12 protein-coding genes are annotated in these 13,092 nt (G+C 42.3%); 5 read left to right on the forward strand and 7 right to left on the reverse strand.

The annotated features are described in order from the left end of the window. Positions 1-24: 24 nt before the first annotated feature. The 3 genes from Q0993_RS00510 to xerD all read right to left on the reverse strand — a co-directional run bounded on the left by Q0993_RS00510 (position 25) and on the right by xerD (position 3,753). On the reverse strand, positions 25-849 hold the full coding sequence (locus Q0993_RS00510; protein ID WP_299528718.1) for a carcinine hydrolase/isopenicillin-N N-acyltransferase family protein: 825 nt from the start codon (positions 847-849) through the stop codon (positions 25-27). A gap of 39 nt (positions 850-888) precedes the next feature. After that, entirely contained in the window at positions 889-2,583 is a 1,695-nt protein-coding gene (locus tag Q0993_RS00515; protein WP_299528720.1) for an alpha-glucosidase, read from the reverse strand. A gap of 273 nt (positions 2,584-2,856) precedes the next feature. Then, positions 2,857-3,753, reverse strand: coding sequence for a site-specific tyrosine recombinase XerD (gene xerD / locus Q0993_RS00520; RefSeq protein ID WP_299528722.1), 897 nt, complete (start codon positions 3,751-3,753; stop codon positions 2,857-2,859). A gap of 293 nt (positions 3,754-4,046) precedes the next feature. Between xerD and Q0993_RS00525 the strand changes: the two genes are divergently transcribed. From Q0993_RS00525 to aroQ, 3 genes are all read left to right on the forward strand, one after another. After that, the gene (locus Q0993_RS00525; protein ID WP_299528723.1) at positions 4,047-4,631 is read left to right on the forward strand and encodes a porin family protein; all 585 of its coding nucleotides are present in this window, start codon (positions 4,047-4,049) and stop codon (positions 4,629-4,631) included. A 270-nt stretch (positions 4,632-4,901) separates the two neighbouring features. Continuing rightward, complete coding sequence (locus tag Q0993_RS00530) at positions 4,902-5,414, forward strand: hypothetical protein (protein WP_299528725.1); 513 nt, start codon at positions 4,902-4,904, stop codon at positions 5,412-5,414. A 116-nt stretch (positions 5,415-5,530) separates the two neighbouring features. Further along, positions 5,531-5,959: a type II 3-dehydroquinate dehydratase gene (gene aroQ / locus Q0993_RS00535; RefSeq protein ID WP_299528727.1), complete on the forward strand. Its 429-nt coding sequence runs from the start codon at positions 5,531-5,533 to the stop codon at positions 5,957-5,959. An 83-nt stretch (positions 5,960-6,042) separates the two neighbouring features. Here the strand turns inward: aroQ and Q0993_RS00540 are convergent, their stop codons facing one another. The 4 genes from Q0993_RS00540 to Q0993_RS00555 form a co-directional block, all read right to left on the reverse strand. Continuing rightward, positions 6,043-6,330 (reverse strand): DUF3817 domain-containing protein, encoded by a 288-nt coding sequence (locus Q0993_RS00540; protein ID WP_299528729.1) that lies wholly within the window; start codon positions 6,328-6,330, stop codon positions 6,043-6,045. A 61-nt stretch (positions 6,331-6,391) separates the two neighbouring features. After that, on the reverse strand, positions 6,392-7,783 hold the full coding sequence (gene lpdA / locus Q0993_RS00545) for a dihydrolipoyl dehydrogenase (RefSeq protein WP_299528731.1): 1,392 nt from the start codon (positions 7,781-7,783) through the stop codon (positions 6,392-6,394). A gap of 307 nt (positions 7,784-8,090) precedes the next feature. Beyond that, on the reverse strand, positions 8,091-8,594 hold the full coding sequence (gene msrB / locus Q0993_RS00550; RefSeq protein ID WP_299528733.1) for a peptide-methionine (R)-S-oxide reductase MsrB: 504 nt from the start codon (positions 8,592-8,594) through the stop codon (positions 8,091-8,093). Between the two features lie 178 nt (positions 8,595-8,772). Continuing rightward, positions 8,773-9,336, reverse strand: a complete 564-nt coding sequence (locus Q0993_RS00555; RefSeq protein ID WP_299528735.1) for a collagen-like protein — start codon at positions 9,334-9,336, stop codon at positions 8,773-8,775. A gap of 173 nt (positions 9,337-9,509) precedes the next feature. On the opposite strand from Q0993_RS00555, the gene Q0993_RS00560 reads away from it, so the two are divergent. Both Q0993_RS00560 and Q0993_RS00565 read left to right on the forward strand, forming a co-directional pair. Beyond that, positions 9,510-11,447: an alpha-1,4-glucan--maltose-1-phosphate maltosyltransferase gene (locus tag Q0993_RS00560; RefSeq protein WP_299528737.1), complete on the forward strand. Its 1,938-nt coding sequence runs from the start codon at positions 9,510-9,512 to the stop codon at positions 11,445-11,447. Between the two features lie 3 nt (positions 11,448-11,450). Next, a complete protein-coding gene (locus Q0993_RS00565) occupies positions 11,451-13,085 on the forward strand; it encodes a trehalose synthase (protein WP_299528739.1) in 1,635 nt (544 codons plus the stop codon). The last annotated feature ends 7 nt before the right edge of the window (positions 13,086-13,092 follow it).

Below are 13,092 nucleotides of genomic sequence, written 5' to 3' on the forward strand. Positions count from 1 at the left end.
CAGAATTGGTTTGGAAGTTTGGGGTCATAGTGAGTTTAACACGATCTTCCTTCCCTTGGGGCTCTCAAACTCTGCGCGCAGGTTTAGCTTTGCTATTTTTTTATTGTCCAGTTTATAGACTAGTATCAATTCCATATCTGAAATATTGATGAAAGTAGAGTAGAGAGTGCCGCCAGTTCGCCCCTCTTTGCCCGTAGTCGGAATTTGAACCGCATTGCTGACGGTGTTCGCGGCTTTCAAAAAGCTTATGGAATCCTGGCTATTTTCCAAGGTTTCCAAGTTTTTTTGGATAGTATTGTACCTTGGGCACGGGTGATTTCCCTTTTCGGGGTCGGCTAACAAAAAATTGGTCATTACCAATGTATTGTTCTTTATAGGGACTATTTTTTGTTCTCCGTCCAACCATTCAATAACCACTGCGTTTCCAGTGGCATCACCGAACATGATATGGGCATTGGGCAAGGCGATTTTTCTTTTTTCAATAAATGCAATGGCATCCTGGACGGTTTTGCACGAAGCCAAAATATCGTCGCCTAAATTTCCTTTTATCTTTTTGGAACCTTTTATTTTAGGTTGTTCAGGGGTTACGGCACCATCAAAGAACAATCCTGCTTCATTAATTCCACCCTGTGCAAAATTATCCCAACCGTACCAAAGACGGGCCAACTCTTTTTTGTGTTTTGCAACTATCTGGATATAGGCATCAACATCGTACCAATAATCCTCATTATTGGCCACATAGATTTTTCCTGTGCTAGAATCTATATAGTATACCACGGAGCAAGCATGGGCCACAGCAGAAAAATAGAGGAGTGCGAAAAGAAAAAGAAATCGTTGTTTTTTTAGCATACCCTCTTTTATATTGGCTTAAAGATACTAAAATGGATTTCAACCCAGATGGTAAATAAGGGCCTGATAGGGCTGCAATACAAATTTCTTATCATTTTTGAGGTGGGGTGCCTCGTCATTGCTAATGACAAGTTTGGCAAGCCCCAAATCCAATTCATTTAAGGTAAGCTCCGTTATCCTAGAGGAAAAACTGAGCAAGACCAAGAACGTATTTTTACTATCGCTACGCGTATATGCGTAAATTTCTTCGTTTTCTGGATCTAGTAAGGAATAATCCCCATAGATTAGAGTAGCATGGGACTTACGTACGTGAGTCATTCTCCTAAAATAATTGAGCACGGAGTCTTCTTCCGATTCCTGAACCAAGACGTTTACACCCTCTAGATAATTTTTGTTGACATTTATCCAAGGTTTAATTGGGGTGAACCCGGCATTTTCTGAAAGGTCCCATTGCATTGGCGTACGGGCATTGTCCCTGCCGGCGTGTTTTTCATTTTCGATGAACGCTTCAAGATTTCCTCCTTCTTTTTTAATTGTTTCAAAACGGTTCAGGGTATTTATATCCCGATAATCCTCAATATCGTTGAACTTTATATTGGTCATTCCAATTTCCTCGCCATAGAGAAAATAAGGAGTACCCCTCATCGTAAGTACAAAGGTGTGTAACATGGTAGCCGCATTGCGCCAGTGCACCTTGGAATCATTTCCCCAACGACTTACGGCCCTAGGAAAATCATGATTATTCAAATAAATACTTCCCCAACCTTTTTGAGCGAAAATGGAATCCCATTGGGAATGTACCCGCTTGAAATCGGTAAGCTTCCATTTTTCCTTTCGCATGGTAAACATTTGCCCTGGCTCCCGATCAAGGTCCATTAAGTCAAAATGAAAGAACATATTAAGCTCCTTACGGTCCTCATTCACAAAATCCAATGCTTGCTCTATGGATATACCGGTTCCTTCCCCAACCGTCATTACATCGTACTTACTCAATACCTCCGTATTCATTTCGTGCAAATACTCATGAAGTCTTGGACCATTGGCATAATATGGAATAAAGTCCCCATTGTATTTTTCCGGAAGTTCAGGAAAGTCCGTATCCTTTGAGATAAAGGAAATGACGTCCATACGAAAACCATCGACCCCCTTGTCGAACCAGAATTTCATAAGGTCATGGATTTCCTGGCGAACTTTGGAGTTTTCCCAATTTAGATCGGGCTGTTTTACGGAAAAGCAATGCAAATAATAAGCCTTGGTACACGGGTCATATTTCCAAGCATTTTCTTCCAGATCAAAAAAGCTCCAGCGTTTGGGAGGTGTTCCTTTTTCCTCAGGCCACCAATGGTAATAATCCCTGTAGGGATTGTCACGGGATTTTTTGGATTCCAAAAACCAAGGATGTTCATCACTACTATGATTTACTACAAGGTCCATGACCAATTTTAAACCTCTTTGTTTCATTCCCATGAGCAGTTCATCAAAATCGGACATAGTGCCGAATTCTTCCATAATGCTCCGGTAATCACTTATGTCATAGCCATGGTCATCATTTGGGGATTTGTAAATGGGGTTCAACCAAATAATATCAACCCCCAGACTTTTAATGTAATCCAACCTATGGATAATACCCCTTAGGTCTCCTATGCCATTGCCGGTCGTATCTTGAAAACTCCTAGGATAAATCTGATAGACAATACCTTCTTTCCACCATTTTCGTCTTGAACTTTCTTCCATATAAACTCTTTGTGGAGCCCTAATATATTGTTTTCTTTCAGAAAAATCGGGTCTTCAAAAGTCTTAAATCAACTATAACGATTGCGTTCCCTATTTTTTTGCAAATGAATTCTTTGATCCTCCCGCTGGGGTATTAAAATTAGGATTGGAATTGGAAATAAGGCCAAACATAACATACCAGGTCATCCAATTGGAAAGTTAGGTTACACAGGGTGTTTCGGCCCTATCAATAGTCCGTAAAAGAAATTTAAGCCCTCATGTAAGTCTCCCTTTTTATTTTCTAGGATGGTATTTGTTCATGACATCGGACAAATGGCTACGGTCCACATGCATGTAAACCTCTGTTGTGGTAATGCTTTCATGACCCAACATCTGTTGTATGGCCCTGAGGTCCGCTCCGTTTTCCAAAAGGTGGGTGGCAAAGGAATGTCTGAATGTGTGGGGACTAATACTTTTTTGTAGCCCGATTTTTTCCGCAAGTTGCTTTGTGATGGTAAATATCATGGCCCGTGTCAGCTGTTTTCCCCTTCTATTTAGAAAAAGAATGTCCTCGTTGCCCTTTTGGATTTTTTGATGTATTCGAATTTCGTTTTTGTACATGTTGATGTACTTTATATTTACGGTCCCAATTGGCACAAACCGCTGTTTGTCCCCTTTGCCCGTTACCTTGATAAAACCTTCCTCAAAAAAAAGATCTGAAAGCTTTAAGCCGACCAATTCTGAAACACGAAGCCCACACCCGTACAAGGTCTCTAACATAGCTCGGTTCCGCTCTCCTTCCAGTTTGCTCAAATCTATGGCCCCAATAAGGGAGTCTATTTCCGATTCGGAGAGGGTATCCGGTAGTTTTCGTCCAATTTTTGGGGACTCCAAAAGATCCATGGGGTTATCCGTCCGATATTCCTCAAAGGCCAAATAATTAAAAAAACCTTTAAGTCCGGAGATGATACGGGCCTGGGAGCGCGGGTTAACGGTTTTGGCAATCTCGTAAATAAACCTTTGTATTGTTTCACTACCTACGTTGGTAGGATCTTCCGCTATCTTATGTATCTCCAGATAAAGAATAAGCTTGTTTACGTCCCTTTGGTAACTCTTAATGGAATTCTGGGCCAAGCCACGCTCTATTCTTAGGTAGTGTTGATAATCCTTCAATGCCTGTTGCCAATTCATAATTCAAAGATACACCATGTCCACCTTAGTTATATGGGCTATAAATTCGGTACTGAGATAAATGGAATGCTATGGATATTTAAAGAAGATTACACATGGTTCATTCTTAAAGGAAGGAGCCGTTTTGCGTCGTAAACCAAGGAATTTTCATCTAAATTAACATTTTGTTAATCAACAATATTGGGGAGTACGATAGTTTTGTAAGACTTTTCTTTTTAACATGGGAATGGATTTTAAGGACTCATTTCCCCAAAAAAAGTATTTTTGTGAATACAACCATTAAATATGAAAACATGAAAAAAATAGCTTTCCTAATCGTTTTGTTTTCCTTTCTTAGTAGCCAAAATACTTTGGCCCAGATACAAGGTACCAGCAATATAGGTGCCGACGGTACAGTAGCCGTAAAGGCGGGATTCAACCTTTCTGCCTTAGGTGGAGACAGTAGATATGACTACGGTACCAAACCCGGTTTTCATCTTGGGGGACTGGTAGAGATTCCATTTTCCGACGTAATCATTCTTCAACCTGAAGTCCTTTTATCTTTTCAAGGTAGCGGTACATTCTTGGAGGATGATATTAACCTGTTCTACCTCAACGTGCCCTTGATCGGTAAATACAATGTTTGGGACAACCTTTTTATAGAGGCCGGACCGCAGTTGAGCGTACTGCTTTCCAGTAACATTGATGAAGATACTTATGGCACTTTGGTTACACCGGACAAGAATACGCTGGACATTGGTTTTGCCTTTGGAGCGGGATATCGACTGGATGAGAATTTTTATTTTCAGTTGCGTTTTATTCCCGGATTTATCAATGTGGTCAAAGATTTCGATTCCAAGAACCGCGTGGCACAGATTTCGGCAAGCTACTTCTTTTAAAACCTGTAGGGATGAATAGCCGTAATGGGTTGCGAACTGTCTATTAATGACCCTTCGGACATCTTTGCGTTGACCCAACCTTATTCAATTTAACATAATAGGGCTCCGCAAAAATTGGAAATTGCGTTTCCAATTTTAGGGAGTCTTACTATGCCTTTAATGCATTCGGAAAGCCCATGTACAACGGTTTTTTCGAATTTGGCAACAAAATTGCTCTATGATGTAGGGTGATGGACGTATTTGACGTTATGGTTCCTATACTCTATCGTTATGAAACACACCCTATACGCCTTGACCCTTATCTTATTCGGATTTTCGACCCATGCACAGGAAGGATTTAAGCTGGGCATTCAAGGTGGATTGCCCCTAGGGGATTTCAATGATGAAGTAAGTCTATTTGTTGGGGCCGATGTAGGATATATGTGGGCTTTGGGCGAGGTGGTCGATTTAGGGGCCACTGCCGGATTCATCCATGGTTTTGCCGAAACCTTTCAAGAAGAATCCGTCTCGGTGGATTTGCCCAACGTACAATTTTTACCTCTTGCCGCTTCCATTCGAATATGGCCCTCCAATTCTTTTTCCTTTGGAATAAACGCCGGTACCGCCTTAGGTATTAACGACGGCAACGATGGAGGACTTTACTATAGGCCTATCGTTGGATTTTTATTGGGTCCACAAACCGAATTGAACCTTTCCTATACCGGAATACAATTGGATGAAAGAACATGGACTTCAGCCAATCTGGGTGTCATCTATACTTTTCCTAGCGAGAGAAGTCGTTAGTTCTTTGACGGCCCGAAAGCACCAATTTTTTTTACGGGGACTAATTTGCTAATTTTAACTCCATCTACCTACTTATGGGGTAGGTCGGACCTATCGGTAACACTAGAATTGAATAGATGAAAATCATAATAATCAATGGCCCCAACTTAAACCTTTTGGGCAAACGGGAGCCAGAGGTATATGGCCACCAGACCTTTGAAGACTATTTTTCGATACTGCAATTCAAGTTCAAGGACGTGCAGTTGGAGTATTATCAATCCAATATTGAAGGGGAAATTATCGGCAAGCTTCAAGAAGTTGGGTTTTCCTATAATGGCATTGTACTTAACGCGGCTTCCTATACCCACACTTCTGTAGGTATTGGCGATGCTGTAAAGGCCATTGAAACACCGGTCGTGGAGGTACATATCTCCAATACCCATAAACGGGAAGAATTTCGTCATGTATCCTATATTTCTTCAGGCGCAAAGGGGGTTATTTTGGGCTTTGGCCTTCAGAGCTATGATTTGGCCATACAGAGTTTTTTAGATGGTACTACGGAATAAGAAATTTTCCTTGACGACTTTTGAAGCACAAAGAAACCCCTTGTTTAAGACTTAAGAAATCAGATGTAAAAAATTCCTGCCTACTACCTCGATTGCAGTGGTTTTAGATACTTCTTGTCCATATAAAATGTCCCAAAAGGCAACAAGGAGGCCAAGAGCAGTATAAACAATCGTTTTAGGGTCCACTTTTTTTCCATCCAAAAAACAATGGCCAATAGAAGATAGGCTATGAACAAGGATCCATGGGCATAGCCGATGTAGATATTGGGTTCGCGAATGTCCGCCCAATACTTCAAGGGCATGCTTATGGCAAAAAGCATGAGGTAGGAAATACCTTCGAGGACGGCTGTAAGTCTAAAGACAGGAAGCATTTTATATCATATGGGCAAGGTCCGGATTTAGAAATCTAGGCCGTGTCCATTTTATAGCATTTTACAAATGGATTACTTCATCATAGGCATCGGCCACGGCTTCCATCACGGCCTCACTCATGGTAGGGTGGGGGTGGACCGCTTTTAGTACCTCGTGCCCGGTAGTTTCTAGTTTTCGTGCTACTACGGCCTCGGCTATCATGTCCGTGACGCCAGCTCCGATCATGTGGCAACCCAACCATTCACCATATTTGGCATCGAAGATGACCTTAACGAATCCATCCGCGTTGCCGGAGGCCTTGGCTTTTCCACTTGCCGAAAACGGAAATTTTCCCACCTTAATATCATGTCCGGCCTCTTTTGCCTGTGTTTCGGTAAGTCCAACGGAAGCCACTTCGGGCATGCAGTAGGTACATCCCGGAATGTTCCCATAATCCAAAGGCTCCACATGCATACCCTTTATTTTTTCAACACAAAGGATACCTTCGGCGGAGGCCACGTGGGCCAAGGCCTGTCCTGGGGTAACGTCACCTATGGCATAGTACCCCGGAATATTGGTCTGGTAATAGTCATTGACCAGAATTTTATCGCGGTCCGTAGCAATGCCAACATCTTCCAGGCCAATATTTTCGATATTCGATTTAATACCCACCGCAGAGAGGACAATATCTGCTTCAAGGACTTTCTCACCTTTTGCCGTCTTTACGGTAGCCTTTACACCTTCTCCCGAGGTATCCACACTGGTAACCTCGGATGAGGTCATAATCTTGATGCCTGTCTTTTTGAAACTTCGTTCCAATTGCTTGGAGACCTCTTCATCCTCAACGGGGACTATCCGGGGAAGAAACTCCACAACAGTAACTTCGGTACCCATGGCATTATAAAAATAGGCGAATTCTATGCCTATGGCCCCACTGCCTACTACAATCATTTTTTTTGGCTGCCCTCCCAAGGACATGGCCTCGCGATAACCGATTATCTTCTTCCCGTCTTGGGGTAGGCTTGGAAGCTCCCGGCTCCGTGCACCTGTGGCAATGATGATATGCTCCGCACTATATTCGGATTCCTTGCCCTCTGCGTCGGTAACCGATAGTTTTTTCCCAGGTTTTAGTTTTCCAACACCGGAAATGACCTCTATTTTATTCTTTTTCATCAAAAACTGTACGCCCTTGCTCATACTATCGGCTACCCCCCGACTGCGTTTTACGACGGCATTGAAGTCCTTGTCCACATCTTCCGCCTTAAGGCCATAATCCTCGGCATGCTGAAGATATTCAAATACTTGCGCCGATTTTAGCAAGGCCTTCGTAGGGATGCAACCCCAGTTGAGACAAACCCCACCCAGACTTTCTTTTTCAACAATAGCGGTTTTGAATCCCAATTGGGAAGCCCTTATAGCGGCAACATAACCCCCAGGACCACTACCCAAAACAATAAGATCGAAATTGGCCATTTTTTCAACTTTTTAAAGATTACCTCTTGAAAGGTCCCGAATAAATCATCAGGCAAGAGCGGTGCAAAAGTACGGAAATCAGAACCCAAATTACAAATTCAAAATCCCAATTGTTTGCCAAGGGATTCCTAAGCGATACATCAAAACATAGATTTAGGGTTTTTCCGTTTTCCTAGGTTTGGGAAAATCCATAGTGCACCTTGTTATGTTTCCATTTCAACATAACATGCCTTTGTTTTTAGGAATCTTGTGCTTCGTATTAAGTTAGGTCAACTCAATTAAAGTAATGAAAGAAGATGCAGGTGTTTTATTCCTTGGGGATAAAGTTCAGCGCCACACCATTGATGCAATGCCGTTTTCCGGTGGTACTTATAGGGCCATCATTGAATACATGTCCTAAATGACCACCACAAGTTGCGCAATGCTCCTCGGTTCGTTTATAACCTATTTTGTAATCTACATCGTATGCCACATTGCCTTCTATTTCGCGATCAAAACTGGGCCACCCCGTACCGGAGTCGAATTTGTGTTCGCTTCTAAAAAGTGGGGTACTACAACCCGCGCAGACATAGATTCCCTCTTGCTTGTTGTCCAAAAGATCACTACTAAATGGATTCTCGGTCGCAGCCTTTCGCAGCACGTAGAACTCAATATCGGTGAGTTCCTTTCGCCATTCCTCCTCTGTTTTGGTTACTGGGAACGTCTTTTCTCTTTTTGCATCCTTTTTCGAGGCGTTTTCCTTTTCTTCGAAATTTCCTTTACATCCCGCTATAAGTAGGGTAAAGGCGATCAAAAGCATTCTACGGTTCATAAATATAGAGATGTTACATTTCTTGGATTGGACGATACAAGGGATAATTCCTTTCAAACATAGCCTAGCCTTATAAATTGAACTACATTTAGATTTACCAATGTCATCCGTTTAAGGGAAAAGCCCGTTCACCGTTAGGGAAACCGGGCTTTTCCACGGGTCTTATTACAGAATTTTATTAATCCAATTGTATTTTTCTTACGTCCTTTTCTTCAATGCCCAAGGAACGCATCACGGCATCAATATTGGATTTATCCATTTTTGAGGATAGACCTAGATTGGCTGGGATGACCACAATTCTAAATATCTGGTTTTGGATTAAATCCACAGGAACCAGGCTGGCATCAAATTCCGGTTCAACCAGAACGCTATAATCATTTAGGGTAAAGTCAAAATTATAGTACAACAAACCCTGATCGGAGAAGAAGGGTTGTGGTAATTGGCGCCAAACATCAAGGCCATTGTTTACCTCTTCCAATCTATACATGAGCACCACATCGTCTTGTAACAATACAACATCATCCGGAAAAGGTTCAAGGGCGAATTCATATCTGTTCAGGTCGGAATTCAGGACCATATCGATATCGATTTCAAAGGCTACGGCTTCAAATTCGGGGCCTGGAGGTCCCGGGGCACCATCCGCTCCATCAAATCCGTCCAATCCAGGAGGTCCTGCCGGACCTTCACAGGATATAAAAAGTAGGGCCAATACTGTACTGAATACCAAAGTTGCTTTTTTCATAATTAACGTATTTTAGCTAGAGATTTGATTCTTTTTTTACTCTTTTCAAAAAGCGTTCCAAAATTGAAATCGATTGCATTTGGGATGCCTAAAGAAGCCAAGAATTATATCTCGTTCCTGTAGGATTATCGTTTTATTTCCTATTTTTAGCAAAACCGGACAAACCTTGAATTATGCTTAGACAACAACGAGTTGTTATTGAAAATGTTTCACCACAAATTCAATGCGGGGATTTTTTTATCAAAAGAACCGTAGGTGAAAAAATAACGGTTTACGCGGATGTACTTCCCGATGGCCATGATATTATCCAGGCCGAAATTCTCTACAAGCATCATAATGATAGGAAGTACTCCGAAATGCGAATGCAACATCAAGGGCAGGACGTGTATTTTGGGACATTTTCAGTACAAAAACAAGGTTTTTACGATTATAAGGTACAGGGGTGGGTGGACCACGCCCTTAACTGGCAACACGGTATAGAGGCCAAGCTTAAGGATGGGCAGCATGTAAAGAGCGAGCTTTTGGACGGGGTACAGTATCTGAAATTCTTGGCCAAAAAGGCTCCAGCGCGGGAGAAACCCTATCTTCAAAAATTAAAGCAGCTTTTTGAGGATGACAATTTGTATGATGAGGCGGTAAAGGAAGCCGTTTCCCCAAAACTGCACGAACTATTCTTAAGCTACCCCCAGCGTTTTCTTGCCAATAATAGCAAGGTGCTCCAAGTCTACGTTGACCGTAAGAAGGCGGCCTTTAGTACTTGGTACGAGTTTTTTCCGCGGTCCTCCTCCCAAACGGAAAACGCTCATGGAACCTTTAAGGATTGCGAGGGATTACTGCCTAGAATCGCCAACATGGGCTTTGATGTGGTTTATTTTCCGCCGGTACACCCGATTGGCGAAGTAAACCGAAAAGGCAAGAACAACACGGTAAATGCAGTTGAGGGCGATTCAGGAGTGCCCTGGGCTATTGGCTCAAGATTGGGTGGACATAAGGCCATACATCCGGAATTGGGTACCGAAAAGGACTTCAAGAATTTGATCGAAAAGGCAAATGATCATGGAATTGAGATTGCCATGGATCTTGCCTTTCAGGCCGCGCCGGACCATCCCTATATCACCGAACATCCGGAATGGTTTAGAAAACGACCGGATGGTACTATTCAATACGCGGAAAACCCCCCTAAAAAGTACCAGGATATCGTCAATTTTTATTTCGAATCCAAGGCATACAAAGAATTGTGGGAAGAACTGTTGGACGTTACCTTACATTGGGTTAACTGCGGAGTACGTATTTTCAGGGTAGACAACCCCCATACCAAGCCCTATTATTTTTGGAATTGGCTTATTGCCCAAGTGAAAAAGGATTACCCTGATGTACTTTTCCTGGCAGAGGCGTTTTCACGACCAAGGGTAATGCAGCAATTGGCCAAGCAAGGCTTCTCACAATCCTATACCTATTTTACATGGCGGGTATGGAAACATGAGCTTATTGAGTATATGGTGGAGCTTACCCAATCCGAAATGAAGGAGTATTATCGTCCCAATTTCTGGCCCAATACCCCGGATATCAATCCGTACCATCTCCAAGGGGGCAATGAGGCCATTCATCTTATTCGGTACGCTTTGGCCGCAACAATGAGCGGAAATATCGGAATTTATGGGCCGGTCTTCGAATATATGGATACTGCATCCCTTCCAGGCAAGGAAGAGTATCTGAACTGCGAAAAGTACGAAATACGGCATTGGGACTGGTCCAGGGAAAATAAATTGACCTATGTTATTAGCAAGATAAATGCGGCACGAAAGACCCACGAATGCTTGCAGCAAACCAATAATATCCGTTTCTGCACCATTGAGAATGATAATTTAATCGCTTTTTATAAGTGGAACGATGACCAAACGGACCGAATGTTGATCGTCATCAGCTTGGACCCGCATTATGCCCAGAGGGGTACGGTTCAATTACCACTGGATAATTTGGGAATCCATGCCGGGCAACCCGTATCGGTCCATGACGTTATTACGGATAATGGGTACCTTTGGCATAATGAATGGAATTTTATTGAACTGCATCCGGCCTTGCCTTTTCATTTGTTCCATATCAATACGTAAGAGATGACCAAAAAGAAAAAGGAATCCCTGGCACGACCGCCTTATCATTTCGATACCGTTTGGGAGGAATTGATGGAGAACGATAAGTTCGTTAAAGTGTTTCTTTCCGATGTACTGGAAAACTATGTGGTAAAACAACGCTGGTACGGGGGTAAGGCGAGCAAGTTAAAATATTTGGAACTTCAGGAGTATTTTAGGATACAACAAAACGAAGAAGTCTATTATGGCCTATTATTACAGGTCAATTTTGAGGAAGCTTTCTATCAGCACTATTTTTTACCTATAGCATTTGTCTCCGACGAGAGTTTTGCCGAGAAAGACCGCATATTGCCGATACAGATAAGAGATCAGGAAGGTTTTATTATAGATGCCCTTAATTTGGAAGCTTTTCGAAAGTTGGTCTTTGAACGTATCATGACCGCTGTACCCAATGATACCACCAAGGTAAGGTATCACAAAAGCTCCGGTTTTTCGGAAACGGAATATGTTTCCTCCCGATTTATGGGATTGGAACAGAGCAACACTTCGGTCATCATCAATGATAGGTTGGTCATCAAGTTTTTCCGCAGGATTTATTCCGATAAAAATCCCGATTATGAAATGACGCGTTTTCTATCGGAGGAGAAAGAGTACCAAAACATACCTGCCTATAAGGGCAGTATCAATGTGATCGATTCCGATAATGTGAATATAACGATTGCCCTGATGCAGGAATTGGTACCCAATCAAGGGGATGCTTGGGAATATATGTTGGGAGAACTTCACAAAATATTTAGCAATCTGGAATACAAGCGTATTCAAATAAAAAATTTACCTGAAACGCCAATGTTCAAAAATTTGGGAATAAATGATGTGCCCCCAAGGATTATTGACTGGGCCGGGCTCAACATTTTTTTGAAAATTCAAAAACTTGCCCAAAGAACGGCGGAAATGCACATTGCCTTGGGATCTGAATTTGGTGACACGGCATTTCATCCCACCCATTTCAACGGAGACTATGAAGTATGGTTAAAAAATAGGCTGCTATATCAATTTCAAAATCGCTTGAATATTGTTGAGAACAACATGCATCGTTTGGAAGGGCTTTCCTTGGAACTGGCCCAGGAATTTTTGGAACGCAAAAATGAGATACGAAAACGGTTTGTAAATTTTGATTGGACCAAGCTAAAAGGGGAACGTATCCGTATTCATGGCGATTATCACTTGGGTCAGGTATTGGTTCAGGAAGACGATTTTTATCTTTTGGATTTTGAAGGCGAGCCGGAAAGTACCATTCGGGACCGTAAGGTAAAACAACCTCCCCTAAAGGATGTGGCCGGTATTTTCCGCTCTTTCCATTATGCTATTTATGCCACCATTTTCGGAAAAGGAGAGGGGTATCCCTATTCCCGTGAAGACCTGTACAAGGCTGGTGAAATATTATATCGCTATTTTATCGGCGTTTTCCTGGGGAGCTATGTAGGGTTGATACAAGAGCACAACCTTAACATCGGGTATGTTCAGGAACGCATATTTCTTTTGAAATACTGTATGCTGGAAAAAGCGGTCTACGAGTTGGGCTACGAAATGAATTCCAGGCCGCAATGGGCGGTAATACCTTTAGAAGGTATCATGGGCATTATTAATGACACTAACTAAACAACAA

It is taken from the genome of Ulvibacterium sp. (genome assembly GCF_028285715.1).
Lineage (GTDB): Bacteria > Bacteroidota > Bacteroidia > Flavobacteriales > Flavobacteriaceae > Ulvibacterium.